This is a genomic window from Alcaligenes sp. EGD-AK7, from assembly GCF_000465875.3.
GTDB lineage: Bacteria > Pseudomonadota > Gammaproteobacteria > Burkholderiales > Burkholderiaceae_B > Alcaligenes > Alcaligenes phenolicus.
Genome location: NZ_AVOG02000001.1, coordinates 1093429 through 1118287, shown reverse-complemented (window position 1 = coordinate 1118287; position 24859 = coordinate 1093429). Strand labels below are relative to the sequence as shown.

At 57.4% G+C, this 24859-nt stretch carries 22 protein-coding genes; 10 read left to right on the top strand and 12 right to left on the bottom strand.

Features of this window, described 5'->3' with window-relative positions:
- Positions 1-14: 14 nt before the first annotated feature.
- From N879_RS05275 to N879_RS05255, 5 genes are all read right to left on the bottom strand, one after another.
- Entirely contained in the window at positions 15-1310 is a 1296-nt protein-coding gene (locus N879_RS05275) for an NAD(P)/FAD-dependent oxidoreductase (RefSeq protein ID WP_009461042.1), read from the bottom strand.
- Positions 1311-1312: 2 nt separating this feature from the next.
- Positions 1313-1666, bottom strand: coding sequence for a c-type cytochrome (locus tag N879_RS05270; protein WP_021446793.1), 354 nt, complete (start codon positions 1664-1666; stop codon positions 1313-1315).
- A 165-nt stretch (positions 1667-1831) separates the two neighbouring features.
- The gene (soxZ, locus tag N879_RS05265; RefSeq protein ID WP_009461038.1) at positions 1832-2158 is read right to left on the bottom strand and encodes a thiosulfate oxidation carrier complex protein SoxZ; all 327 of its coding nucleotides are present in this window, start codon (positions 2156-2158) and stop codon (positions 1832-1834) included.
- A gap of 13 nt (positions 2159-2171) precedes the next feature.
- A complete protein-coding gene (locus N879_RS05260) occupies positions 2172-2675 on the bottom strand; it encodes a thiosulfate oxidation carrier protein SoxY (protein ID WP_009461036.1) in 504 nt (167 codons plus the stop codon).
- On the bottom strand, positions 2662-3990 hold the full coding sequence (locus N879_RS05255) for an FAD-dependent oxidoreductase (protein ID WP_009461034.1): 1329 nt from the start codon (positions 3988-3990) through the stop codon (positions 2662-2664). The genes N879_RS05260 and N879_RS05255 overlap by 14 nt, the downstream gene beginning before the upstream one ends.
- Before the next feature lie 404 nt (positions 3991-4394).
- Here N879_RS05255 and N879_RS05250 point away from each other — a divergent pair, with 404 nt between their 5' ends.
- Positions 4395-4604, top strand: coding sequence for a cold-shock protein (locus N879_RS05250; protein WP_009461028.1), 210 nt, complete (start codon positions 4395-4397; stop codon positions 4602-4604).
- 93 nt (positions 4605-4697) lie between these two features.
- Here the strand turns inward: N879_RS05250 and N879_RS05245 are convergent, their stop codons facing one another.
- A complete protein-coding gene (locus N879_RS05245) occupies positions 4698-6050 on the bottom strand; it encodes an ATP-binding protein (RefSeq protein WP_031232272.1) in 1353 nt (450 codons plus the stop codon).
- 12 nt (positions 6051-6062) lie between these two features.
- The gene (locus N879_RS05240) at positions 6063-6725 is read right to left on the bottom strand and encodes a response regulator (RefSeq protein WP_021446792.1); all 663 of its coding nucleotides are present in this window, start codon (positions 6723-6725) and stop codon (positions 6063-6065) included.
- Positions 6726-6978: 253 nt separating this feature from the next.
- Between N879_RS05240 and N879_RS05235 the strand changes: the two genes are divergently transcribed.
- Genes N879_RS05235 through N879_RS05220 form a run of 4 tightly spaced genes read left to right on the top strand, consistent with a single transcriptional unit; the run spans position 6979 to position 11155 of the window.
- Positions 6979-8574, top strand: coding sequence for a cbb3-type cytochrome c oxidase subunit I (locus tag N879_RS05235; RefSeq protein ID WP_031232271.1), 1596 nt, complete (start codon positions 6979-6981; stop codon positions 8572-8574).
- The gene (locus N879_RS05230) at positions 8571-9221 is read left to right on the top strand and encodes a cbb3-type cytochrome c oxidase subunit II (RefSeq protein WP_009461016.1); all 651 of its coding nucleotides are present in this window, start codon (positions 8571-8573) and stop codon (positions 9219-9221) included. The genes N879_RS05235 and N879_RS05230 overlap by 4 nt, the downstream gene beginning before the upstream one ends.
- An 8-nt stretch (positions 9222-9229) precedes the next feature.
- Positions 9230-10045 (top strand): c-type cytochrome, encoded by an 816-nt coding sequence (locus N879_RS05225; protein ID WP_022983196.1) that lies wholly within the window; start codon positions 9230-9232, stop codon positions 10043-10045.
- Between the two features lie 21 nt (positions 10046-10066).
- Positions 10067-11155 carry a c-type cytochrome gene (locus tag N879_RS05220; RefSeq protein WP_021446788.1) on the top strand — a complete coding sequence of 363 codons (1089 nt, stop codon included), beginning with the start codon at positions 10067-10069 and terminating at the stop codon, positions 11153-11155.
- Positions 11156-12412: 1257 nt separating this feature from the next.
- Here the strand turns inward: N879_RS05220 and N879_RS05210 are convergent.
- Positions 12413-13081 (bottom strand): metallophosphoesterase, encoded by a 669-nt coding sequence (locus N879_RS05210; RefSeq protein WP_021446785.1) that lies wholly within the window; start codon positions 13079-13081, stop codon positions 12413-12415.
- Between the two features lie 236 nt (positions 13082-13317).
- Between N879_RS05210 and N879_RS05205 the strand changes: the two genes are divergently transcribed.
- Positions 13318-14451, top strand: a complete 1134-nt coding sequence (locus N879_RS05205; protein ID WP_009461001.1) for an aminotransferase class V-fold PLP-dependent enzyme — start codon at positions 13318-13320, stop codon at positions 14449-14451.
- A gap of 99 nt (positions 14452-14550) precedes the next feature.
- Here the strand turns inward: N879_RS05205 and N879_RS05200 are convergent, their stop codons facing one another.
- Genes N879_RS05200 through N879_RS05185 form a run of 4 tightly spaced genes read right to left on the bottom strand, consistent with a single transcriptional unit; the run spans position 14551 to position 19907 of the window.
- Positions 14551-16041, bottom strand: a complete 1491-nt coding sequence (locus N879_RS05200; RefSeq protein ID WP_021446784.1) for a TolC family protein — start codon at positions 16039-16041, stop codon at positions 14551-14553.
- 10 nt (positions 16042-16051) lie between these two features.
- Entirely contained in the window at positions 16052-16738 is a 687-nt protein-coding gene (locus tag N879_RS05195) for a MarC family NAAT transporter (RefSeq protein ID WP_009460989.1), read from the bottom strand.
- A gap of 20 nt (positions 16739-16758) precedes the next feature.
- On the bottom strand, positions 16759-18231 hold the full coding sequence (locus tag N879_RS05190) for a metal-dependent hydrolase family protein (RefSeq protein WP_009460982.1): 1473 nt from the start codon (positions 18229-18231) through the stop codon (positions 16759-16761).
- A 41-nt stretch (positions 18232-18272) separates the two neighbouring features.
- Positions 18273-19907, bottom strand: coding sequence for a Na+/H+ antiporter (locus N879_RS05185; RefSeq protein WP_021446783.1), 1635 nt, complete (start codon positions 19905-19907; stop codon positions 18273-18275).
- Positions 19908-20109: 202 nt separating this feature from the next.
- On the opposite strand from N879_RS05185, the gene N879_RS05180 reads away from it, so the two are divergent.
- The 4 genes from N879_RS05180 (at position 20110) to N879_RS05165 (ending at position 24855) form a co-directional block, all read left to right on the top strand.
- On the top strand, positions 20110-20364 hold the full coding sequence (locus tag N879_RS05180) for a YtcA family lipoprotein (protein WP_170978589.1): 255 nt from the start codon (positions 20110-20112) through the stop codon (positions 20362-20364).
- Between the two features lie 7 nt (positions 20365-20371).
- Positions 20372-21421, top strand: a complete 1050-nt coding sequence (gene mdtN, locus N879_RS05175) for a multidrug transporter subunit MdtN (RefSeq protein WP_021446781.1) — start codon at positions 20372-20374, stop codon at positions 21419-21421.
- Positions 21408-23159, top strand: a complete 1752-nt coding sequence (locus tag N879_RS05170; RefSeq protein WP_021446780.1) for an FUSC family protein — start codon at positions 21408-21410, stop codon at positions 23157-23159. The genes mdtN and N879_RS05170 overlap by 14 nt, the downstream gene beginning before the upstream one ends.
- A 316-nt stretch (positions 23160-23475) precedes the next feature.
- Positions 23476-24855, top strand: coding sequence for an NCS2 family permease (locus N879_RS05165; RefSeq protein WP_021446779.1), 1380 nt, complete (start codon positions 23476-23478; stop codon positions 24853-24855).
- Positions 24856-24859 lie beyond the last annotated feature (4 nt).

The window sequence follows — 24859 nt, the reverse complement described above, 5'->3', positions numbered from 1 at the left end:
CGGGTTGGAACCACTTAGCCTTTGGTGCCCCAGGTGTCGCGACTGATCGCGGCATACCAGGCCTCGCCATACTGGGCTTCCTGCTTGCGAAAGGCCGGGCTGGCTTCTTTAGGGCTGACCCCGCCGGACGCTTCAGCCAGCTTGTCATCGGCAAAGGCGTACAAGTGCCCCACAGAAATGCCATAGTCGGGAGCGATCAAACTGTAGCAGGTATTGCTCAGTGTGGCCTGTGGCGCAGGCTTGCCGCTCAAGGCATTAATGATGGCAGCCGCTGCCAGCTTGGCTTGCGTATTGGCAGAGAAACCGGACTTGGGCATGGGTGAGGCAATGGTGGCATCGCCCACCACATAGATGTCCTTGATCTGCTCGGACTCGAAGGTATGCGGGTCAATTGGCACCCAGCCGCTGGCGTTGGTGACACCGGCCTGTTCGGCAATGGCTCCGGCTTTTTGTGGCGGGATCACGTTCAGCACATCGGCTTTGTGGATCTCGCCAAACTCGGTTTCCACGCTCAGCTTGGCGGCATCCACGCGAGTGACTTTGCCGTCTTTGGAGAACGGCACCCATTCGATCATGTCGCCATAGACTTGTTTCCAGCCATCCTGGAACAGGCCCTGTTTGGAGAAGCTGTCTTTGGCATCCAGAATCAGGATCTTGGACTTGGGTTTGTTCTGCTTGAAGTAGTGAGCCACCATGCTGGCGCGCTCGTAAGGGCCGGGCGGACAGCGGAAGGGGTTTTCGGGGGCTACCATAATGAAGGTGCCGCCGTCGGGCATGGCATCCAGCTGACTTTTCAGCAAACGGGTTTGATCGCCCGCTTTCCAGGCGTGCGGGGCCAGCAAGGAAGCGGCTTCGTCATAGCCTTCCAGCGTGTTCCAGCGAAAATCAATACCGGGTGAGAGCAGCAGCTTGTCGTAAGACAGCTTCTGGCCCTTGGCCAAGGTCAGGGTTTTGGCCTGGGAGTCGACCGCGGTGGCCAGGTCGTGAATGACATCGATACCGGCTGCGCGCAAATCATCAAAGCCGTGGCCTTGCTGTTCAAAACGGCGCAAACCAGCCAGATACAGATTGGTGAACGGGCAGGTGTAAAAGGTGGTGGCCGGTTCAATCAAGGTGACTTTCAGGGATGGATCACCGCGCTTCAAGTAACGGGCAGCGGTTGCACCGCCAAAGCCGCCGCCGACCACAACGACATGGGCCGAGCTGCTGCGCGCGTACACAGGCAGGGTGCTCAAGGCCAGACCAGCCACACTGGTTTTACCGACACGGCTCAGCCACTGGCGACGGGAGGAGTTCAAGGGGGTGCTCATTCTTAACGTCCTTCCGCAACGCTGCGAGGGGTGGAGGAGATTTCAGAGAAATGACGTGCCAGGGCTTCCAGATCCGCGTCCTGGTAGCCTTTGACCAGACGACTCATGATGGTGGTGCCTGCCGGAGGTGTGTCCGAAGCAAAGGCGCGCAGTTGCTCCAGCAAGGCGGCTTCGGGACGGCCTGCCAGCGAGGGAATGATGGTCGTGGAACGCCCATCCGGGCCGTGACAGTTCGCACAGGAGTTGGCCACCGTTTTGATGTCCAGTGTGGAACTGGCCCAGGCCGGCGCGGTGGCACTGCTGGCCACGAGCAAGGCGGGGGCAAAAAGGAGACGACCTACCAGAGAGAGGGACATGGGCATTCTTCTTGTCAATGTGCATCGTTGTAGGAAAGGACGCTCAGCGTAGCATTCCCCTTACGCCCACCTTGTATGACTATATAGAACACTGTTATGAACTCAGCGCCCGTTAAGGGCGCTGAATGGGGCAGGTCAGGGGGCCGGGCTGGAACTGATCCGCAATCAGTCGCTGATGCTCAGCTCCGTCTGGCCGGTAATGACAGCGCCTTGATCGTCCGTCCAGCTCATTTCCAGAGCGCCGGAACGTCGTGCGACAAAGGTAAATTCAATGTACGGGTTTTGGGAAATCGCGGTTTCCGGCTGCCAGTTGAACAAGGGCTCGCCGTTAAAGGTGGCCTTGAATTCGTGGATGATGTTGCGCGGCACAACCTGGCCTTCCTTGCTCAGGCGCAGACCGCTTTCCATACGGTGTTCGACCAGGGCGCGCACGCGCACAATGTCGCCCGCCTTGGGCTTGGCATTGCTGATCCAGATACGTGGTTTACTCATGAGTGCCCCTTGTTTACATGCCGCAGCCGCCAGCAGTCACCGTGATGTGATGCTGGGCGCTCAGGACGCGGCCATCGCTTAACCGTGCCAGGGCGCGGATGGTTTGGGTTTCAATCAGGCGCAGGCGAACTGCGACTTCCGTTGTTCCGGCCAGGGCGGTGAAGTTGAAGCGGCAGGCCAGCGGATGCGGGTTGCCCTGAGCCAGAATGATCAGCTCCTGGCAATACAGCTCGTCGCTTGCGGGCAAGTCCAGCACCACTTTGACGGGCACTGCGGCGGGGTTGTCGCCCAGAGCGGGCATATCCAGCTTCATGCCTTTTTCTTCTGGGCTGGCGCCTTTCAGGAACTCGTCCACAATGGCTTGGACTTGGGCCGCAGTGGCCGGTTTCAGCAATTGATCAAAGGCAACTTGCGCATGCAGATTGAGGGGCAGCCACGCGGCACCCAGTCCGGCGGCACTGCCCAGTACAAGCTGGCGGCGGCGGACAAAACGGGAGGGAAGTTTAGAGGAAGTCATTGAAACGGGTCTTGATCCACTGGAAGTCTTCTTGAACAAGGTCGGAGGTACGGACATCCATATCGATCTGGGTTTGCAGAACCTTGCCGCTTGCGTCCAGCTCGTAATCAAACTTGACCGAGATTTCTTCTTGCGGATCTCCGTTGACCATCATGTAGCAAAGATTATCCGGCAGCACGGGCACCACTTCCTTGCCCGCGATACGTTCGGCCAGGTTCTGGGAAACAATCTTGGCTACGGCGTGTGCCACGTGGGCGCTCTTGGGGTAGTGGCCGAACTGGTCGGAAATAAAGCCCATGGAGTCCCCCACCACGTAGACATTGTCGTCGTCGCGGGCAGTGAACAGGCGTGGGTCAATATTGGCCCAGCCCGTGGGTTTGCCATCGGGGCCTGTACCGACCAGGCCTGCGTTCCAGACCATATCGGCGGCCTGGTGTGGGGGCATCAGCACCGCGTCGTCAAAATCAAAATCGCCGGCGGTGGTCTTGATGTGCTTCTTGAAGGGGTCTACTTCGCGTACCCGGGCATTGGGGACGTGGGTGATGATGTCCGGGTACAGCTCCTGGAAGGCTGCGCGGTATCCCTCGCCAATCGGGGCAATGGTGGGCTTGGGGTCCAGAATGATGATCTTGCCCGGAATCTTGTTGGTCTTGATATGCCAGGCCATCAAACAGGCGCGCTCGTAGGGCGAGGGCGGGCAGCGATGCGGTGGCGGGGGCAGCGTCATCACAATGGTGCCGCCCTTGAAGGCTTTGAGCTTGTTCTTCAAGGCAAACATCTCGGCATTCGGGATGTAGGCGTTGGGAAAGTGCTGGCGGGTGTATTCCGCCGCGTAAGTGTCATTGCCAAACCAGGCATCGTAGGCATTGCGTATGCCGCCCGACAGGATCAGGTAGTCGTACTCCAGCGCGCCTTGGGTCGTGCGCACGGTTTTCTTGTCGCGCTCGATGGCGGTGACTTCGGCATGAACCAGGCTGTAGCCGTACTTGATGGAGGGCGCCAGCATGTCGTGGTTCAGGAAATCCGTGTTGACGATGTCAATCAGCCACTTGTTGCTCATGGGGCCGGACCAGAACGTGGGGTTGCGTTCGATCAGCACCACTTGTGCCTGGGGCACCAGTTTGGACAGGTGCTTGGCGGCCGTCATTCCGCCCCAGCCGCCCCCACAAATGACAATGCGCGGGCCTTTGGTGTGGCGCGGCAGGATTTGGCTGGTGTTGGTGATGATGGCGGGGGCAGACTGGCTGGTGGAGGGCAGAACCAGGGTTCCAAATGCGGCAGCGGGCGTGGCCAGCAGGAAGTTTCTACGATTCATTGTATGTTCCTCGTGATCATGACATGACACACGTCAATCAGGATAAGTAGACCGCTAAGTGCGAGCCAGTATAGCCAAGAGTGCTTTGATTGCGTGGGGATTTTTTATCGGCTGAAGTGAGTTGTTCAGGCCTCAAATACCGTTTGGCGCTGAAATGGCGGCGCTTTTCACCAGGCGTTCTTGTGTGGGGGATGGCAGGGGCAGTTGGCCCGGACGCGGTGCGCAGCGGCATCCCGGATGCAAGGGCGGGGCTAGACAAACAGGATGGACAGGCTCAGGAAACAACAGAATTTCCGGATTTTTACAATTAAAAAGTAACGGAGCTATCTTTGTGGACGCAATCGGAGGATAGTTCAGGGAGAGAAAATTTTTTTCTCTGATCGTCATTACATTTAGGACTTATTTTGAAGACAGAAATTGGTATTGTGAAGTGGTTCAACAGCGAAAAAGGCTTCGGATTCATCGTGCCGGAGAACGGCGGCAAGGATCTCTTCGCACACCACAGTGAAATTCAGGGAACCGGGTTCAAAACTCTGGAAGAGAACCAACGCGTTTCCTTCATCGAAGGTGCAGGCCAAAAAGGCCCATGCGCAACTAAAATCCAAATTCTTTGATGATGGGCTTGCCTGAAACAGGCAAGCACCGCGTCAAACAGAAAAGGCCGGACCCTGATGGGCTCCGGCCTTTTTTTATTGCGTGGCTTGGTTTCAACTGCCCTGGTCGGCAAGGGGCACGGTCAGACGCGCTTCCAGTCCGCCACTTTTGCGATTCAGCAGCTCCAGCGTTCCGCCATGCTGGGTGGCGATAGCGTTCACAATCGACAAGCCCAAGCCATAGCCCGCCTGTTGTTGCGAGCCGCGCCAAAAACGGTTCATGGCCAGATCCCGTTCGCTGTCGCTTAATCCGGGACCGTGGTCCAGCACGCTGAGACGCAGATAGCCCGGCTCTCCTGCTTCAATCCGCAAGCTGATCGGTTGCTGGGCTTTGGTATAGCGCAAGGCATTGTCGATCAGGTTCTGTACGGCCACTGTCAGCAGGGATTTTTCAATCTGTACCGGGCCGGGTTTGCTGCGTATATCCAGCGTGATCTGGTCTATGGTGTCGCCGTAGATGGCTTTAAGGGCATGCAGGGCAGCGTATACCGCCTCGTCGGCCTGGCTACTTTCCATTCGGGCGCTTTGCCCGTCCAGCCGTGCCAACTCCAGCAGCCGCTGCAAAATGTTCTGTAGCTGTTGCACGCCCTGGTCTGCCTGGCTCAAGGCCGTATCCAGCGTGTTGCGTTCTCCAGGACGTTGGGCAGCCAGATGGGCAACTTGAATATGGGTTTTGATTCCGGTAAGGGGTGTACGCAGTTCGTGGGCAGCGCTGTCGGTAAAGCGGCGTTCGCGCATGATGGCGGCTTGTTGCCGCTCCAGCAGTTCTTCAAGGGTTCGCAGCAAGGGTTGCAGCTCAACCGGGACGTTGACTTTGGGCAGTGGGCTGTCGTCCCCGGGACGACGGCGCGACAGCATGTCCCGAATTCGCTCCAGGGGAGCCAGGCCGTGACCGATACCAACCCACAAAAGCAGCAGGCTACCAAACAAGGCCACGACAAAGGGCAGGCCAGCCGAGAGCATGATTTCCCTTACCAGTGCTTCGCGTATTTCTATGCTGTCGGCGGCGGCAATCTGAATATGGCCTTCGCGCAGCACAAAGGTGCGCCAGCGCTTGCCACCATGCACGTGCGTGCCAAAGCCCAAAGCCACTTGTGACATATCCGGGCTACCCGCAGTTCGGCTGACCGCCTGAATTTCTACTTCGCTGCGCACCACACTGATTTCGCAAGCCACCCCATCTCGGGCAATGATGTCCAGGGGGCGCTCCGCGGATTGGGCCAACTCCTGCAAGTTTGGAAATTGGGCCACCAGTCCGGCCACCATGCGGGCCGATGCTGCCAGTCGGCTATCCAGCGCTTCACGCAAGGAGTGGCGTGCATCCATCAGCATCCAGGTGGCGACCGCACTCCAGAGCACGGTCAGGGAAATGCCGATAACCAGCAGCAATCTAAGGCGTAGGCTCATGGTGTGAAATACCTAACCGGCAGGCCCCAGTTTGTAGCCCAGGCCCCGCACGGTCTCGACAATATTGCTGCCCAGCTTGCGGCGCAAATGGTAGATGTGCACATTGATGGCATTGCTTTCCAGATCCTGATCGTAGCCGTAGACGCTGTCGCACAGTTGTTCGGCACTCAGGATGGTGTGCGGTTTGCTGAGCAGGGCACGCAACAAGGAGAGCTCACGGCGCGCCAGACTGACTGGCTTGCCATCCAGGGTGACATGGCCGGTGGAGGCACAGAAACTGAGCCGCCCATATTCAATGCAATCTGTTTCGTGGCCCGCTACACGTCGTGTCAATACATGCAGGCGTGCCAGCAGCTCGTCCAGGTCAAAAGGTTTGATGACATAGTCATCGCCCCCACCCAGCAGCCCTTCAACCCGGTGATGCAGGGCGTCGCGAGCCGTCAGAATCAGAATGGGCAGTTTACGGCCTTGTTCGCGCCAACGACGCAGCAGCGTCAGCCCGTCCTGATCAGGCAAACCCAGATCCAGAATACAGACATCAAAGTGCGAAGACAGCAAGGCCGTGTCGGCCAGGCTGGCCGTGCCCACGTGGTCCACGGTCAGCCCATGCAGTCGCAAGCCCGCCACAATTCCGCTGGCGACGAGCGCATCATCTTCAACAAGTAAAACGTGCATTCTCCCCCCCTGTGGTAAATGCGGCTTGTGCAGGCAAAGCCTGATGGTTATTACGTTTCGGCGTTCATGTTAGCAGCCTTGAGGGCAGGGGCGAGAGGGAAAGTTCTCTTAATTTGGCCTTAATCCTGATCCTCTACTGTGATGTAGATTGCATTGCATTTGTATCTCGGTACTTACTTTTTTAATAAAACCGGCTTGGGCAATGACGTTTCTTTAGGCTTAGCCGCATGACAGATATCGGGCATTTATTCACATGACTCCTATATTAGGAATATTACTGGCGACCAGTTTTGTCGCTTCTTTGGTGGCACTGGGCATTCTTGTCTGGGCCGTGGCAAACAAGCTGATCTTCGTTGGGAAGAACGAAGCTGAGACCATCTTCATGAAAGGTGAGCTTGGTCAGCCGGATGATAGTGCTTCCTTTGGGGGGGAGAACGAAGCACAGACACATCGCTTTGACGTTTTGCGTGCCGGTATTGACCGCAGTGGTCGGGGGCCGGTTCTGCTTCTGGTCACGGTCGGGATTACCTGGCTGCTGATCGGTTCGGTGTTTGGCGTGATGGCCTCGCTGAAATTGCATTGGCCCGATTGGCTGGCCGACGTGGCACAAGTGACCTTTGGTCGTGCGCGTACCTTGCACCTGAACATCGTGGCTTACGGCTGGTTATCGGTGACCGGGATTGGCGTGGCCCTGTGGTTGCTGCCGCGTATTTTTCATACGCCTTTGCGACGTCCCAATATGGTGTACTTCGGCGCTGCCTTGTGGACCCTGGGGGTATTGGGCGGCACGATTGCCGTGGCCAATGGCTGGTCCGACGGGATCGAGTGGCTGGAATTCCCCTGGCAGATCGACATTCTGTTGGCAGTAGGGGGCTTTTTCCTGGCCTGGCCTGCCATTGAAACCGCCGCCAACCGCAAATCGCGCCACATCTATGTGTCGGGCTGGTATTTCCTGGCCGGTATGGTCTGGTTTCCGTTCCTGTTTCTGGTGTCCAACATCCCCGGTCTGCACATCGGTGCTCAGCAAGCAACCGTGAACTGGTGGTTTGCTCACAACGTGCTGGGTCTGTGGCTGACGCCGATGGGTGTGGGTGCGGCGTACTACATCATCCCCAAGATCATCGGCAAGCCCGTGTATTCCTACAACGTGTCCTTGCTGGGTTTCTGGAGTCTGGCGCTGTTCTACAGCCAGGTCGGTATTCACCACTTGATGGGCGGTCCGGTGCCAACCTGGGCCGTCACCTTGTCCGTGGTGCACAGCATCATGATGTTTGTGCCGGTGATTGCCGTGGCCATTAACCAGCACGTAACCGTTGCGCAGAACCTGTGGGCCTTCAAGCAATCCATGGCCCTGCGTTTCGTCTGGATTGGCGCGCTGATGTACACCTTGTCCTCCTTCCAGGGTTCGCTGGAAGCCATCCGCTCGGTGAACTCAGTGACGCACTTCACGCATTACACCGTCGGTCACGCTCACCTGGGCGCCTACGGCTTTGTGTCCATGGTGATGTTCGGCACGCTGTATTACATGATGCCGCACATTCTGGGACGTCGCTGGCCCTTCCCGGCTCTGATCAAAACCCATTTCTGGCTGGTGACGGCAGGCTTCACGATCTACGTGCTGGCTCTGAGCATTGCCGGTGTGGTGCAGGGCATGGGCTTGATGGACCCAGGTTCAAGTTTTGGCGAGATCACTCGCAAGATGGTTCCGTATCTGGAAGCCCGCTCTATTGGCGGCACCATGATGACACTGGGCCACTTTGTCTTTGCGGCTCACTTTGCCTTGCTCTTGCTGCGCAAAGGTTCCGCTGTTAATGCGACTCCTACACTTGCTCGGGCAGATGCGTCATGAATCGACTCTTACCTTTACTAATCGGGGCCATTGGCGTGTTGCTGCTGGCTACCTTGATGCTGGTGATTTTGCCAGCCTGGCAATTGCGTACCTCGGAACCGCCGGAGCAGTTGCAACCCTATACCGCCCAGCAACTGCTGGGGCGTGACGAGTACGTGGCCAACGGCTGTTTGTACTGTCACAGCCAGCAGCCACGCTCTACCGGTCAAACCCTGTTTGATACGGCACGTGGCTGGGGCCGTGCGTCTACACCGGGCGATTACTTTTACGATTCGCCCCACCTGCTGGGCACCATGCGTACCGGCCCGGACCTGTTTAACGTCGGTGCGCGCATGAAAAGCCGTGACTGGCATTTGACCCACCTGTATCAGCCCCGTGCGATTTTTGACTGGAGCCTGATGCCGTCCTATCCCTATATGTTCGAGCTGAAAGACCAGGTTTCCGAAGGCGATGTAGTGGTGCGTTTGCCAGAGTCCCTGCAGCCTGCGGGCAAGCATGTGGTTGCTCGCAAGGAAGCGCTGGACTTGGTGGAGTACCTGCTGGCTCTGGATCGCACCTATGCGACCAGCGCGCAGGAACTGGATAAACGTGACCGTGGCTACGATCGTCGCCCCGCTGAAGCCTCGACGGATTCGGGCGCTAAATAGGACAAGTCATGACAATGGAAAAAGTTTCTAGTTCGCCCCAGGTCGAGAACATCGACCCCACCTTCGAGCCGTGGGAGCCACCGCGTCCCATTCCAATCTTCCTGTTGGCTGTGCTGTTCGCCTTGGCCTTGGCCGGTGTGGGTCTTTACCTGCACGATCTGGCGCCACATGCCGCAGCGGACAAGCCGACCGCCGCTATCGTTGCTTCCAATGCAGGCGGCACCCCTGTGGTGCCAGCCATTCCCGCACTGAAGGATGCGCCCGTACTGGTGCATTCGGGGCAGGGCAGTGTGTGGAGCTGTGCTTCCTGCCACGGCGAGGCCGGTGAAGGCGCAGGCATCACTCCTCGTTTGGCCGGTATACCCGAGGCGTATCTGCTCAAGCAGCTGGAGGATTTTGCTCAAGGTACACGCCTGAACGAGTCCATGCAGTACGTAGCTCGCGGTTTGAAGCCTGAGGATATGAAAGAGCTGACTGCTTACTACGCCAAGCTGCCTGCTCCCGCCATTAATGTGCCCAGTTCGGAAGCGAACCTGGCCCGTGGCGAAGCCCTGTTCCATAAAGGGGACTGGAAGCAGAACGTGCCTGCATGTATCAGTTGCCACGGCAGTCAGGGTGAAGGCGTAGGTACGTCTTTCCCGCCCTTGGCTGCGCAACAGGCCGAGTATTTGTTCAGTCAGTTGTCGGCCTGGAAAGGCGGCCATCGTCACAACTCGCCGCAAAGCCTGATGGATGACATCGCATCGCGCTTGTCCTACGAGGACCTGTATGCGGTTTCCTATTACGCCGCCTCGCTGCCAGCCAATGGCAAGCAGGCGAAATAAGATCAGAACAGAGAGCTTTTTATGAAAGACACTCAAAAAAATGGTCGCAGCAAATCCACCATGTCGGGTGGACGCAGACTGGCCTGGGGGGCCGGTATTGGTGTGCTGCTTTTTGCGATTGGCTACGGTTTGAATGCCAAGGGCTGGTTGTCCTTTTCCTTGGGTTCGCCCGACAAGGGCACTATCCAGGTTGGCGAGGCCACCTATAGTCGTGAGGCCATGGAAGCCGATCGCAAGGCACAGAGCAAGGACAAGCATTCGGTCACGGCTGGTATGCCGGTAGGCGCAGATGGTTACTACGTGCCACCGCCAGAGAGCAGCATTCCGGATACGCCGTATGGCGAGGCGGTTCGTCGCGGTCACAAGATCTTTATGGAAACCTCGACCACGGTGTCGGATCACGTGGGCAATACTTTGGCTTGTGTGAACTGCCACCTGGACGGTGGTCGTCGTGAACACTCTGCGCCTATGTGGGGAGCCTATGTCAGTTATCCCGCCTATCGTGCCAAGACCAAGGCGATCAGCACGCTGGAAGATCGCATCATTGGCTGTTTTACCTATTCCATGAATGCGCAGGCCTCGCCCTCGGGTGTTGCGCCGCCCGCTGGCAGCGATGTGTACCGTGACTTGATGACTTATATGTACTGGATGTCCGATGGGGCGCCTACGGGTCAGAAGTTGCCGGGTGCTGGTTTCCCCAAAGTTAAAAAGACTGAGCTGGGCTATGACGTAGCACGCGGTAAAGAGGTCTATACCAACAACTGTGTCTTGTGTCATGCGGTCGATGGCCAGGGGCAGAAGGATGCCGAAAGTGGCGTGGTGTTCCCGCCTTTGTGGGGCCCCAACTCGTATAACTGGGGTGCAGGGATGGCTCGTATTGATACGGCTGCTGGTTTCATCAAGGCCAATATGCCTTTGGGTAAACCGTTCTCCTTGTCCGATCAGGATGCCTGGGACGTAGCGGCTTACATCAATAGTCATGAGCGTCCCAAGGATGCTCGTCAGAAGGGGACGGTTGAGCAAGCGCGTGTGGAGTTCCATGATGGCGAGGAAAGTTACTACGGTAAGGAGGTGAACGGCGTGATCTTGGGTGGGGGCGTGGAGAAGTAAGGCTTTGGCCTGTTTGCTGTTTGTTTGAAGATGAGACCGCCTCAGTTTCTTTTGGGAACTGAGGCGGTTTTGTTTTGGGCTTCTTCTTCTTCTTCTTCTTCTTCGTTTTCCTGAGTGTTGAGGAGTGGGGGTGTGTGGAGCAGGAGGATTGGGAGATAAGGAGTGCAGAGAGCCTGCATGTTTAGATAGTGACTCGTGAAAACGCCGGTCTGGGCCGGGGGGCCGTCCTCCGGGCTTGGCTCCTTGCCGGTGCTGCGCACCGGTGCCCTGGTCAGGCTTGCTATTCGGGCGCATCCTGAACTCGCGAAAGTGCCTTGTCCCCCGGACAAGGCACAAGCATTTCGCTCAAACAACAGGACGCTTGAACCCCGAATAGCAAGCCCGCCTGCGGCAAGAAGCCTGAATCGCCCAGAGGACGGCCCCCCGGCCCAGACCGGCTCACAATGACTATAAATATGTGACTTCCGTTCTGTTGGGATCTGGCTATATGTGGTTTTTTCTGTTGCCGTAGGTGCGCAGGGGGCTTGAGGGGGAGGGGCGAGGTTTATTGGCTAATCGTCGTTTTCAACAGTTGGCGGAGAGGGTGGGGGATAGAGAAATCGGGCCAACTGCTAATTATCGAGTGCCTGGTGCTTCACTGGAGCATGAATCTTGTTGAGGATCTCCTGGAGCACCAAGCTGTAGTTTGTAATCTGTAGCATGTAGCTTGTCTTTGAAGCCAAAGCGCCTGTCACCATGGTTGTTGTTCAGGTAATCGTAGGTACATCGAGAGACGAGGCCAGTACCGACATTGACGAAGACAGGTTTGTACGTCATCAGACGTAGTGTCATTGATTCCGTGTTCAAGGCGAGTCGAACATCAGCCATTAGCCATTAGCCATTAGCCATTAGCCATCAGCACTCAGTAAACCAATAAGCAGCAATCAGTTGCCGCATAAGGATTGTCTTTGCAAATAATCGCTGAGAGCTGTTTCGGTCCTGCTGGGGTGTTGGGGCGATTCAGAGTACTGGCCGCAGGCGAGGGCTCGATCGGGGGTACAAGCGTCCTGCTGTTTGAGCCGGACGTTTGTACTTGGTCCGGGGGACCAAGTACCCGGCGAGTTCAGGATGCGCCCCGATCGAGTTCTCGACAAGGGGACCGGCGCGCAGCGCCGGCCAGTGCTCAGCCCCGACACCCCAGCAGGACCGAAACAGCGCCTTCCCAGAGACTAATTAGCCAAAAACAATCTCTAATTGCGAGCGAAGAGCCGAAAGACCCTACAAAGCCACCAAGCGCTTCAAATCCAGCAAGGTGAAATGCCCATGATCCAGCCACCCGCCGGTATCAATGAAAAACACATTCCCTAATTGCCGCATCTTGTGCGTCGTCTGATGCCCATGCACCAAAGCCCGAAGACCCTCTACCATGCCATCGTAGCCAGTCACATAGCGATCCCTGGACCACATACAGACATAGCGGTCATTGGCATCAAAACCCTCGGTATGAATGTGCTGCCAATTGTCGTAGGGAAAGTCGGCATGAACCATACCCACCAGTCCCAAGGGCGTTTCTATTTCCATCGCCAAAGGCAGGGCTTGCAGACGTTGAGCGATCAGTGCCTGCTCGTTTGAGGTGCAATCGTCCAGCCATAGCCCACCATGCACGCGATGGTCCACTTCCTGAATAGGCTGCCCAATCGCCCGCCGCCAGGTCAGCTGCTCGTGATTGCCACAAATTGCATGAAACCAGGGCAGGTCCAGCCACTCCAGAACATGATGCGACTCCGGACCGCGATCCACCAGATCGCCCACCGAAAAAAGGCGGTCCTTGGACGGATCAAAACGAATCCGCTTTAAAGACGTTTTCAGCTTGGAGAAGCAACCGTGAATATCGCCAACCGCAATATCGCGTCCCAAGGTGTTCTGGCTGAAGTGTGCTACCTGCATGATGATGAAACCCGGACTAGATCAAACGTGCTCATCACGGTACTCAGGGCGGCAGGCCGAGTCAAGAAAGCAGAAGAAGCGCAATAACACCTCCTGCAGAACAGCCCATAGCGAAGAGTTTGAGTTGTGATTTGGCTGCAGCCGGACGAAGCTTGGGGGCAAGTCGCACGTACAGATCTGCTTGGTCTAAAATCCTTTGATCCTTATATCTTCTCTACCAGAATTCCGAGGTTTTCATGTCTCAAACCAGCACTCCCGTTGATCCGGACGGCCTGCTTGAATATTCGGTGGTCTACACCGACCGCGCCTTGAACCATATGTCCAAGACCTTCCAGGAAGTGATGCGCGAAATCTCCCGCACGCTCAAGCAGGTCTATCAGGCACATTCGGCGATTGTGGTGCCGGGCAGTGGCTCGTTTGGCATGGAAGCGGTGGCCCGTCAGTTTGCAACGGACCGCAAGTGCATGGTGATACGCAATGGTTGGTTCAGCTACCGCTGGACTCAGATTTTTGACATGGGTTCCATTCCCGCCAGCACCACGGTTCTGAAAGCCCGCCCGATCGAGGAGGGCAAGCAAGCCGCTTATGCGCCTGCACCTATCGAAGAAGTGGTTGCCGCAATTCAGGCTGAAAAACCGGCCCTGGTGTTTGCGCCGCATGTGGAAACGGCCTCCGGCATCATGTTGCCCGATGACTATATGCGTCAGGTTGCGGATGCCGTACATGCGGTGGGCGGTCTGTTTGTGCTGGATTGCATTGCATCGGGCACCGTGTGGGTGGGTATGAAGGATGTGGGTGTGGACGTGCTGATCAGCGCGCCGCAAAAGGGGTGGACCGGCTCGGCATGTTGCGGCCTGGTGATGTTAAGCGAGCGTGCTCGTCAACACATTGAAACCACGACCAGCACCAGTTTTGCCTGCGATCTGCGCAAGTGGCTGCAGATCATGGAAACGTATGAGAACGGGGCTCATGCCTACCACGCCACCTTGCCTACCGACTCCTTGAAAGTGCTGCAAGAGGCGATGGCCGAGACGGAAGCTCTGGGCTTTGACTGGATCCGCAATCGTCAGCTGGAGCTGGGCCGCAAAGTGCGCGCTCTGCTCCGCGAACATGGTTTCCGCAGCGTGGCGGCACCGGGCTTTGAGGCACCGGGCGTAGTGGTGTGCTACACCACGGATGACGGGATACATTCGGCCGCGAAGTTTGCCAAGGCTGGTTTGCAAGCCGCCTCGGGTGTGCCTTTGCAGTGTGATGAACCTGCTGATTTCAAGACCTTCCGAATTGGTCTGTTTGGCCTGGACAAGCTGAACAATCTGGAACGCTCGGTGGAGCGTTTGGCCAAGGCGCTGGATGCGATTGAAGAGCAGTAAGTTGCTGCAGTAGCGGTTGCTACAGGAGAAGGGAGCCTTGCATGGCTCCCTTTTTATTTTTGCTCCCAAGTAGAGTTCGGCTTGCTTCTTCTTTGCCTACTACTTGGTGGCATCCCCAGGGGTTTTGGGGGCTTGATTGAGTTCGCCCATGGCAAAGGCCAGGTTCACAGAGCCGACCAAACCTGCGGTATGAGCCATAGTCTGGGCTTCTTGTGCTCCTAATAGACCGCTGTGCGCTTCGGTCAGCAAGGTCATGCCGGTCAAGCCTTCCTGGTAGGATTCCAGCGCACCTTGGTAGGTGATCTGGGCCGCCTCGACCAGGCTGGTGGCGGCTTGATGAGACTCCAGAGCAGCTCGCAGTGCGTCGGCAGCGATGATCATTTGCTTGTAGGCGTCTTGCTCGGTTTTGGCAACGCGTTCGCGCGCGGTGTCGGCACGCAACTTGGCTTCGCGCACTTGCTTGTTGCGTAGCCCAGCGTCGTAGATCGGGATATTCAGGGCCAGCACGGCGCCTCGGGAGGAGGATTGCGGGCTGACTTCGGGCAGGCTGCCTACACTTAATGAACCCATGCGTTTGGAAATAAAACCCATCAAGGCCAGCTTGGGCATGAAACTGGCTTCGGCTGAGTCTATGCCTGCCAGACTGGCCTGATGGGCGGCTTGCAGGGCCTGTACATCGGGCCGCTGGGCGATGGCTTTTTTCAGTGTGTCATTGCCAGGGATATCCAGATTCTCGGGCAGGGGGCGGGTGGCGCTATCGGCGACTTTCAGCTCCGTTTCCGGGGACAGGCCAATTGCACCCAGCAACGTTTGATAAGACTGACGTGCCAGAGTGCTGGCATTCACATGGTGCAAACGAGCCTGGGCTTTCAGTTGTCGTGCCTGCGCGACTTCAATCTGGGTGCCCAGCCCATTGCGCTGCCGCTCCAGGGCGATATCTTCAATCAGTGCCGCATTTTTCAGCCCTTGGGCAGAGATTTGCTCGCGTTGGCGGGCCGAGTTGTAGTTGAAGTAGCTGATGGATACTTCCGCAATCACGGCCTGATGCACTCCACTGAAGGTAATCCGGCTGGCCATGGCCAGTTTGTCGGCCGCCTCTTGCAAGGCGGCGCGTTTGCCAAAGTCGAACAGAAGCCACTTCAAGGTCAGGGAAGGAACGGCGCCACTTAAATGGGTGTCGTAATCCACATCGATTTCTCTACCCAGAATGTGCACGCTGCTGTCGCGGTCGCTGCGCATATAGCCGCCCACCACGCTGGCGGAGATCAAGGGCAGGTAGGTGCTTTCCACCATACCGGCAGCTTCTGCGGCTTGTTGGGCCTCGCCCCAGGCAATGCGGGTGCTGGGGTTCAGGCGTTGGGCCAGGTCGATCAGTTCTGACAGGCTGTATTCGTGATGGGCTTGCACGCGGGGCGCTGGCTGGTTTTGATCCGGGCCGCTGTATTCGGCCAATGTCAGGCGAGGTGGTTCCGGCGCATCTTGCTCGGGCATGGCCTGGGCCATGGGTTTGTGATTCGGCGCCGCGCAGGCGGCCAGAGTCAGGGCGGCCGTCACAGCCAGAGTCAGACGCAATGCAGGAAAACAAGTCATAGACATAAACTCAGGAGGCAGCAGAATGAGTCAGCAGCGTAGCAGCATACTGCTGTCCGCCTTCAAGGACGAGTTGCACGGCCATGCAGACCAGCAAGAACCCCATGATGCGTGAAATGGCATCGACGCCGTTATGCCCGATCACACGCACGATGCTGAGCGAGGAGCGCAGGCAAATGAAAAAGATCAAACCAATCAGGATGGCCAGAATGATGGGCGTGGCCACCAGCACCCATTCTGCATAGTGTCCGCGCATGCCAGCCATTTTGGAGGAGGCACTGATGACCAGTGCCATGGTGCCGGGGCCGACCGTGGAGGGCAGGGTCAGTGGAACGAAGGCGATATTGTTGTGGGCGGCGGTGTTCTGATCGGCTGCCTTGGAAACCACGTCGCTGACAGTGGGAGGAAACAGCATGCGAAAGCCGATATACGCCACAATCAGCCCGCCCCCGATACGCATGTCCACCATGGAAATGCCCAGTGCCGAAGTAATCCACAAACCGGCGTAGTAGGTAATCAGCAAGGCCAGAATGACATACAGCGTCGCCTGACGCAGTTGCTGCTTCTTTTCTGCTGCGCTCAAGGTTTCGCCCAATGACAGGTACATCACCATTGAGGTCAAGGGATTGGCCAGGGGCAGCAAAAATGCCAGCCCCAGACCAAGCAATTTGAATAACTGCATCACTTCGTTGGGCATGGGAACTCCTTGATGAGGTTTCAGCCGGGCAGGGCGTTCTTGTAAATCTTGCCGTCCTTGATGATCAAGAGCAGGTTCTGTTCGGGCTGCTCCAGAAAGCTCAGGCTTTGTTCGGGTTCGCCATCAATCAACAGCAGATCGGCCAGGGCACCGGCTCGGATTACGCCCAGCTCGCCTTCGTACGGTTGGCGCAGGCCCGACAGTTGCAGCAGCCGGCCATTATCTCCGGTCGCCATTTTCAGCACCTTGAGCGGGCTGTAAAAACGGGTCAGCTTGGACAACATGCGGCCATGGTGTGGTAGATGGGCGGGGGTGAACAGAATGTCCGTGCCCCAGGCGGTCTGGATCTGATATTTATCGGCCAGCTCGTAGGCACGTACGGTTCCTACGGCAACTTGTTGTTGCTTGGCCTTGCTGCGTGGGTCGTGCTGGACGTTGGCGTCTTCATCGGCCAAAAAGGGTTGCAGGCTCCACCACACGCCTTCGCCAGCCATCATGCGGGCGGTTTCGTCGTCGGCAAGTTGGCCGTGTTCGATGGATTTCACGCCTGCCTTGATCGCACGCTGAATACCACGAGCGCAGTACACGTGCACCATCACGTAGGTGCCCCAGTCGCTGGCGGCGCCCACCGCGGCACGCAGTTCGGCATCACTAAATTGCAGTCCTTCCAGTGGGTCGTACAAGGAGGTGACACCGCCCCCGGCCATCAGCTTGATCTGGCTGGCGCCCAGCATCAGTTGCTCCCGAACACGACGCAGGACTTGGTCGGCACCATCGGCAATGCAGGTTACACCTGCTCGTTCGGTGTGGCTTAGCTCGCCTTCTGCGCGTGGCACTTCGTAGCGCATACGAAAGTCTGCATGGCCGCCGGTTTGCGCAATCATGGCGCCGCTAGGATAGATGCGCGGGCCATGCAGCAAGCCCATATCAATACCGCGTTTCAAGGAGAAGCTGGGGCCACCGGCATCGCGCACGGTGGTAAAGCCGCGCAGCAAGGTGCGCTCGGCCTCTTTGCTGGCAATCAAATGCAGGTCAGCCGGGTCGGCCATCATGGCGGTCATCTGGTCGACAGCGCACAAGAGGCTATGCCAGTGGGCGTCGATCAGGCCAGGCATCAAGACTTTGTTCTGGCAGTCCATGACGGTGGCGTCGGTCGGAATCTCGGCAACCGGCATGACGGCAGTGATGCGGCCCTGGTCAATCTGGACGGCCAGCCCGTTTTTCAGCTCTGTTGTTTCACCATCAAACAGGCGCAGATTGCTCAGGATCAGTTTGGGAGCCAGGGCGATGGGTTTCTGATCCAGGGCATTATTGGATTGGAAGGCCGGGCCTGCAGGGGCCGCGCTGGGGGCGAAACTGGCTGATGCACTCAAGCGCTTGTGAATGAAGGGAATGGAGGGGTGGGCGCAAACACAGGCTGGCAAGCCATGACGATAGGCTTGGCGTTGTTGGCGCAGGGCAGGGGACTGGCCCAGGTAGGAGTAAGTCTGCATGGCGTCCTAAAAAATCAACGATAAATGAAAGGAAGGCGGACTCAAGACATACGCAGTTCGATCAGATCCAGCAGGCGGACCCGTTCGCGAGCGATTTCATCGGATATCTGGTGTGTGCGAGCTAAAGTGTAAACGGCCTCACGCGCGGCGTGGAGGGCCCGGATTTGCATGTCTTTTTCCAGTGCTTGTTCTGCCAGATCCGGCTCCAGTCCGTCGCCTTGAGGGCTGTGAGCAATAGTGCCCAGGACGCGGTCGGCCATGGCCGTGTAACGCGCCCCTGAGGACTGGGGATTGTGAGCAATCAAGTCATTCAATGTCTGCGCCACCGACTGGGCGCTGGCGTGACGTACGGCTTGCTCGGCCCGTTCTTCCTGCTCCTGACGTCGGCGCAGGGCAGGGAAGCTTACTCGTTTCATGATGGGTGGCAGGGCCAGGCTGGCCGTCAGCAGTGACACGATAATGACGACGGAGGCCAGGAAAATGGCCAGATCTCGGGCAGGAAAGGGACTGCCATCGGCAAGAGTGAGCGGCAAGGTCATGACACCGGCCAGGGTGACGGCACCTCGTACCCCGGCAATGGACAGCACCAGCACCAGGCGCGGGTTGGCTTGGGCGGTCTCAGCATCATGATGCAAGCCCAGCAGGGACAGGCCGCGTCGTAGCCACAGGTAAGCGTAAACGCATAGAAAACGCAGCAAAATCAGGGTGGTACACATGGCGACCGCGTAAACCAGCAGCCAGGCTGGATTGTGGTGGCCGGTCTCCTGGACAACCTGTACCGCTCCGCGAAAGATAGCGGGTAGTTGCTCGCCCAGCAGGACGAACATCATGCCATTCAAACTAAGTTGCAAGGTGTCCCAGACGGTCTTGCGCTGCATACGGGTGGCCGCCAGTGCATTGCCCGAGAGCTCGGCGTAGCTCATGGTCACGCCTGCCGCGACAGCGGCCAGAATGCCAGAGGCCTCCATTTGTTCGGCCAGGAAGTAGGACGCAAAAGGCAGAAGCAGGCTGAACAGAACTTCTGGCCCTGGCTCTTCGCCCCAGCGGCGCACAAAGAGATTACGCAGAAAAAGCAGGGCACGCGTGGTCACTACGCCCACGACCAGGCCGGCCAGCGTTAACCACAGGAAGTTCTGGCTGGCAGACGAGATGGAAAAAGAGCCGCCCAGGGCCAGGGCTACAGCAAGTCGAAACGCAACCAGACCGCTGGCATCATTGAACAGGGATTCACCCTCCAGCAAGGCCTGCAGTCGCGGCGGCAGAGGCACGCGGCGGGTAATAGCCGAGACGGCAACTGGGTCAGTTGGCGAGACAATGGCGGCCAAGGCGAAGGCCACTGGCAAAGGCATGGCAGGAATGAGCCAGTGCAGCACGTGGCCTAATCCGAATACCGTTAAAAAGACCAGAATAAAAGCCAGAACCAGAATGCCAATTCGGTCCCGAATTAAACTTTCCTTGGAAATGCGCCAGCCATCCAGAAATAATAAGGGCGGCAGAAACAGATAAAAGAACAGATCCGGATTCAGGGTCATCCCATGATTGAACCAGCCGGCAATTAGAAAGCCGAGCAAAATCTGTACGAGAGGGGCAGGGATGGCAACAGGTATTATCTTGACCACGCTGTTACTGATTAGAACGGCGGCCAGCATGCTTAAAGTCAGGTTTACGTCATCCATGGCAACTCTGTGTAAATAACCGAGGTTATTGAGACCCTATCAGAAAGATGCTTGTCACTATACTCGTGAAAATCATAGATACACAGTTGCTTAATCAGGTAGGGATATAAGGGATGTATTTGACAGGCTCGGGTACAATTCATCGCAGCGATCAGGGCGCCATGCGCAGATCGGTTTAACAATAATCAGGGAGATGCCACGCATGCGTGCGCTACTAGCCGGTCTGGCTGTCTTGCCCTTGTTGGGGGGATGTTCTCTTGCACCTTCGGTCTATATGGCGGGTTCGTATTTCCCGGCCTGGCTGGTGTGTGTGCTGGGAGCCGTGCTGCTGACCTTACTGATTCGTTGGGGGCTGATTCGTGCGGGAGTGGATGATGCCCTGCCCATGCGTTTGCCTGTCTATGCCTGCTTGACGCTGGCACTGACCTTTGCCGCACTTCTTCTATTCTTCGAGTGACTGAGCCATGACCCAGGCACAGAAATCCTCCCCCCGTAAAGGCGCTGCCCGCCTGCTGAGCGTGCTGATTGTTGTCGCCGCCATTGTCTTGGCATGGTGGTATTTGCAGCGCTCTGCCAACAACCCTTTGTCCGAAGACGCGGTGATCGGTGCCGATGTGGTGCACATCTCCAGCTCCTTGCCTGGGCATATTGAGCGCATGATGGTGCGTGACGGTCAGTTCGTCAGCCGCGATGAACTGCTCTTTACCGTAGACCCGGTGTTTTATCAGCTGCGTCTGGAACAGGCCCAGGCTGAACTGGCGCTGGCTCAGGCTACGCTGGACATGAAGCAACGGGCTGTGCGCGCAGAAGGGCATAACGCCGTCATTGCCGATGATCAGATTACCCGCGCTAAAACCAATTTGACGATGGCCACGCAAAGCCAGCGTCGCTTGGCGAATCTGGCGGCCAAGGGCTATGTCTCCCAACAGCAATTGGATGAAGCCAATACCTTGCTGCGTGATGCTCAAGTCACCTTGAAACAGGCAACAGAGCAATCCGGGGCTGCTCAGGCTCTGGTCGGCAATACGCAGGCAGAAGAAGCCATGGTGCAAGCGCGACAGGCAGGTTTGGCGATGGCCCAGCGTGACCTGGAACATACTCAGGTCAAGGCACCGCACAACGGTCGTATCGTGGGTTTGCGTATCGGCTCGGGGGAACATCTGATGCCCGGCACTTCTGTCTTTACCTTGCTGGATACGGATTCCTGGTATGTCACGGGAATGTACCGTGAAACGGATCTGAAGGAGATCAAGCCAGGGGCCTGCGCCACGGTGTATGTGATGTCCGATCCGTCGCGCAAGCTCTCGGGCAAGGTAGAGGAAATTGGTTGGGGCGTCAGTAGTCAGGAGCAGATCAATCTGCCGCGCAGCCTGCCCTATATTCAGAAATCCATGAATTGGGTACGGGTAGCGCAACGCTTTCCGGTGCGTATCCGTCTGGATGCCCCGCCCGAGGACTTGATGCGCATGGGTGCCTCGGCCACCACCATTATTCATCGCGATGGCAACTGCTAAGACCGGCGTGTCGGGTCTGGCGCGGCTGGTCTGGCAAGACTTGCAGCCCACCCCCGGTCGTCTGGCGCAAAGCTGGCGCGTGGCGGTGCTGTGCGCCTTGATGGTGCTGCTGGCCATGAACTACGGTATTCCCGAGTCTGCCGTCAGCTGCTTTGTGATCTTCTTTGTGATGAAGTCCGATGCCGGCGAGAGCTCGGTACTGGCGCTGGCTCTGGTGGTGCTGGTGTCCATTGTGGTGCTGCTGATGGTGCCACTGATTCAGGTCACGATTCAGTATCCGGCCTGGCGTTTGCTGGCCATGGTGCTGACCTCCTTTGTGCTGTTGTTTCTCGGGGTAGCCAGCAAGCTGGGGCCTTTGGGCGGGATTATTGCCTTGGTCATCGCCTTTGTGCTGACCTTGCTGGGCTATGTGCCCTTTGGCGAGATTGCTACCCGTGCCGTGCTTTATGCCTGGTTGATGACCTGCGCCCCCATGGGCCTGGTGCTGATCTTCAATCTCTGTTTTGGTTTGTACCCGCACAAGGTGTTGCGCCGTGAGCTGGCAGCGCGTTTGCGTTTGTCGGCCCAGGGCTTGATGGGGCAGGCAGATACGCAGGATTTGTGGGACGAACTGGCTTTGGGAGTCAGTGCACAACAGAAGCGACTGGGCTGGATACGGCTGTTTCATTTGCGGCCTGCACAAGAGCAGGCAGAACTGGATCAGACCATCTTGAATACCTACCGAGCCTTGCTGGCGGTTGCCGTCTTGCGCGATCAGCATCTGGACAATGAGCAGGCCACAGCATTTGCCCAGATTTGTGAACGCAGCGCACAGGATATTGAACAAGGGCGTTTGCCGCAGATGAATGATCTGCCCGAGCTGTCAGCCTCCAGTTCTTTGGCCGAACAAGATTTGCGCGATGCCTTGCTGGCCTTGTCGGGGGCAGTGTCTATTGGCAAAGCGGATCCGGAACATGGCTCCTTCATGGTGCCCGACGCCTTTAGTAATCCTGTTTATCAGCACCATGCCTTGAAGGCGACGGCAGCAGCGGTGCTTTGTTATCTGATCTATAGCGCGGCAGACTGGCAGGGCATTCATACCGCCATGATTACCTGCTACGTGGCCGCTTTGGGCTCTACCGGGGAAACCGTACACAAGCTGACCTTGCGGATTGTGGGCTGTTTGCTGGGGGCGGCACTGGGCTTTATCACCATCTTGTTTGTGATGCCGCATCTGCTGGATATTGGCGGCTTGATGGTCGTGGTATTTCTGGTGTCCCTGTTAGGGGCCTGGGTATTTTATGGCCCGGAACGTATCTCGTATGCCGGCATTCAAATTGCCTTTGCCTTTTATCTGGTGACCTTGCAGGGCTTTGGTCCCAGCTTTGATCTGGATTCAGCCCGTGATCGGGTGATCGGTATTTTGCTGGGCAATGCGGTGATGTACGTGATGTTTACCCAGATCTGGCCTGTCAGTATTGCAGGTTCGGTACGTCAGCGTTTGGCCAAGGCTTCTGACAGTTTGAGCGGCCTGGGCAGCTTATGGCAGGAACGTCCCGCCCAGGCGGTGCAGCAGTCAGCCAGCGTCGCGCAGGAGCTGTCGGCGGCCAAATATGGATTGGCTCTGATGCACTTGGAACCAGAGCGTTTGCGACCCGACCAGCAGCAGGCCCAGGATATGCAACGTCAATGGCAGCAGTTGCGCCAGCAGTTCATCGGCCAAGCCTATATGCCTGTATCTCGCCACCGAAGCGATTGATAACCCTCATTACCTAGAGGTGATTTTCCCGTCCTTGACGGCTCGTAGAATGGCCCTCACTTCCCATTATCGGGATCAAAAGAAGCGCCGAAAAGGCCTCGGTTCGGTCGGAGACACCCCCGCATACCTACTTCTTTCTGCCTATGTCTGCACCTTGTTGCGGGCAGGGCAGGACTCGTCTTTGCTCGGCGTTTTCTTTGATTCAGCGTGTGAGAAGTCTCTTGCCCCCTTTGGGGCTGGAACTGTCCATTACTGATTCCTGATGACGGCAACGTACCGTTTCAGACATCACAATACTGATAAAGGAGCATGAAGTATGGCTGAGCAAGAATCCGCATTGCGGCCAGGGCAGGAGGCCCTGGTCCCTCCGCTTGCTGGCGGTTGGTTGCAGAAACATTTTGCCTATACAGAGCGCGGCAGTTCTCTGCGTCAGGAGGTCTTGGCAGGGCTGACGACATTCCTGGCAATGGTTTATTCCGTATTTGTCGTACCGTCCATGCTGGGCAAGGCGGGCTTTGATACCTCGTCAGTCTTTGTGGCCGTGTGTCTGACCAGTGCTTTTGGCTCCCTGCTGATGGGGCTGTGGGCGAATCTGCCCATTGCGGTGGGCTGTGCCTTGTCCTTGACTGCGTTCTTGGCTTTTGACTTGGTGCTGGGCCAGCAACTTAGCCCGGCCGTCGCCCTGGGTGCCGTGTTCCTGATGGGCCTGATCTTTACCCTGATTTCCGCTACCGGGATTCGTACCTGGATTCTGCGCAATTTGCCCCTGGGCATCGCGCATGGCACGGGTATCGGAATTGGCCTGTTCTTGCTGATGATCGCCTCCAACGAGGTAGGTCTGGTGACCCGTAATACGGGCGCAGGTCTGCCGGTTGCCCTGGGGGACGTCACGTCCATGCCGGTCTGGCTGAGTGTGCTGGGTCTGGCAGCGATTTTTGGCCTGGAGCGCCGTCGTGTCACGGGCGGTATCTTGCTGGTGATCTTGGGTCTGTCGGCGGTAGGCCTGATCTTCGATCCCAATGTGCGTTTTACTGGCCTGTTTGCCATGCCTAGCCTGCTGGGCGAGAACTCCTTGATCGGTGCCATGGACATAGGCGGGGCCTTGAATGCGGTCGTCCTGCCCAGTGTGCTGGCTCTGGTGATGACGGCCGTGTTTGATGCGACCGGCACGATTCGTGCTGTCGCGGGCAATGCCGGGCAATTGGACAAGGATGGTCAGATCATCAATGGCAGTCGCGCCCTGACGACGGACTCGCTCAGCTCTTTGGTGTCAGCCAGCTTGGGGGCTTCGCCTGCCGCCGCCTATATTGAATCAGCTGCCGGCACAGCCGCCGGGGGACGTACCGGTCTGACCGCGGTGGTGGTTGGCCTGGGTTTCCTGATGCTGATCTTCCTGTCGCCTTTGGCCGGTCTGGTGCCTTCCTATGCGACTGCGCCTGCCTTGATGTATGTGGGCTTGCTGATGCTGGGCGGCGTGCGTCATCTGAATACCGAAGATACGGTCGACACCATGGCGGGTCTGGTGTGCGCCGTGTTTATCGTGCTGACCGTCAATATCGTCACAGGCATCATGCTGGGCTTTTGCACGCTGGTGCTGGGTCGCCTGTTCTCGGGTGAACTGCGTCGCCTGAATGTGGGCACGGTTCTGATTGCCATTGCCCTGGTCGTTTTCTACCTGGGTGGCTGGGCCTTATAAAGCA

Coding starts and splice junctions, on each gene's coding strand:
- N879_RS05275 (WP_009461042.1), bottom strand. CDS start 1,310: ATGAGCACCCCCTTGAACTCCTCCCGTCGCCAGTGGCTGAGCCGTGTC.
- N879_RS05270 (WP_021446793.1), bottom strand. CDS start 1,666: ATGTCCCTCTCTCTGGTAGGTCGTCTCCTTTTTGCCCCCGCCTTGCTC.
- soxZ (WP_009461038.1), bottom strand. CDS start 2,158: ATGAGTAAACCACGTATCTGGATCAGCAATGCCAAGCCCAAGGCGGGC.
- N879_RS05260 (WP_009461036.1), bottom strand. CDS start 2,675: ATGACTTCCTCTAAACTTCCCTCCCGTTTTGTCCGCCGCCGCCAGCTT.
- N879_RS05255 (WP_009461034.1), bottom strand. CDS start 3,990: ATGAATCGTAGAAACTTCCTGCTGGCCACGCCCGCTGCCGCATTTGGA.
- N879_RS05245 (WP_031232272.1), bottom strand. CDS start 6,050: ATGAGCCTACGCCTTAGATTGCTGCTGGTTATCGGCATTTCCCTGACC.
- N879_RS05240 (WP_021446792.1), bottom strand. CDS start 6,725: ATGCACGTTTTACTTGTTGAAGATGATGCGCTCGTCGCCAGCGGAATT.
- N879_RS05235 (WP_031232271.1), top strand. CDS start 6,979: ATGACTCCTATATTAGGAATATTACTGGCGACCAGTTTTGTCGCTTCT.
- N879_RS05230 (WP_009461016.1), top strand. CDS start 8,571: ATGAATCGACTCTTACCTTTACTAATCGGGGCCATTGGCGTGTTGCTG.
- N879_RS05225 (WP_022983196.1), top strand. CDS start 9,230: ATGACAATGGAAAAAGTTTCTAGTTCGCCCCAGGTCGAGAACATCGAC.
- N879_RS05220 (WP_021446788.1), top strand. CDS start 10,067: ATGAAAGACACTCAAAAAAATGGTCGCAGCAAATCCACCATGTCGGGT.
- N879_RS05210 (WP_021446785.1), bottom strand. CDS start 13,081: ATGCAGGTAGCACACTTCAGCCAGAACACCTTGGGACGCGATATTGCG.
- N879_RS05205 (WP_009461001.1), top strand. CDS start 13,318: ATGTCTCAAACCAGCACTCCCGTTGATCCGGACGGCCTGCTTGAATAT.
- N879_RS05200 (WP_021446784.1), bottom strand. CDS start 16,041: ATGACTTGTTTTCCTGCATTGCGTCTGACTCTGGCTGTGACGGCCGCC.
- N879_RS05195 (WP_009460989.1), bottom strand. CDS start 16,738: ATGCCCAACGAAGTGATGCAGTTATTCAAATTGCTTGGTCTGGGGCTG.
- N879_RS05190 (WP_009460982.1), bottom strand. CDS start 18,231: ATGCAGACTTACTCCTACCTGGGCCAGTCCCCTGCCCTGCGCCAACAA.
- N879_RS05185 (WP_021446783.1), bottom strand. CDS start 19,907: ATGGATGACGTAAACCTGACTTTAAGCATGCTGGCCGCCGTTCTAATC.
- N879_RS05180 (WP_170978589.1), top strand. CDS start 20,110: ATGCGTGCGCTACTAGCCGGTCTGGCTGTCTTGCCCTTGTTGGGGGGA.
- mdtN (WP_021446781.1), top strand. CDS start 20,372: ATGACCCAGGCACAGAAATCCTCCCCCCGTAAAGGCGCTGCCCGCCTG.
- N879_RS05170 (WP_021446780.1), top strand. CDS start 21,408: ATGGCAACTGCTAAGACCGGCGTGTCGGGTCTGGCGCGGCTGGTCTGG.
- N879_RS05165 (WP_021446779.1), top strand. CDS start 23,476: ATGGCTGAGCAAGAATCCGCATTGCGGCCAGGGCAGGAGGCCCTGGTC.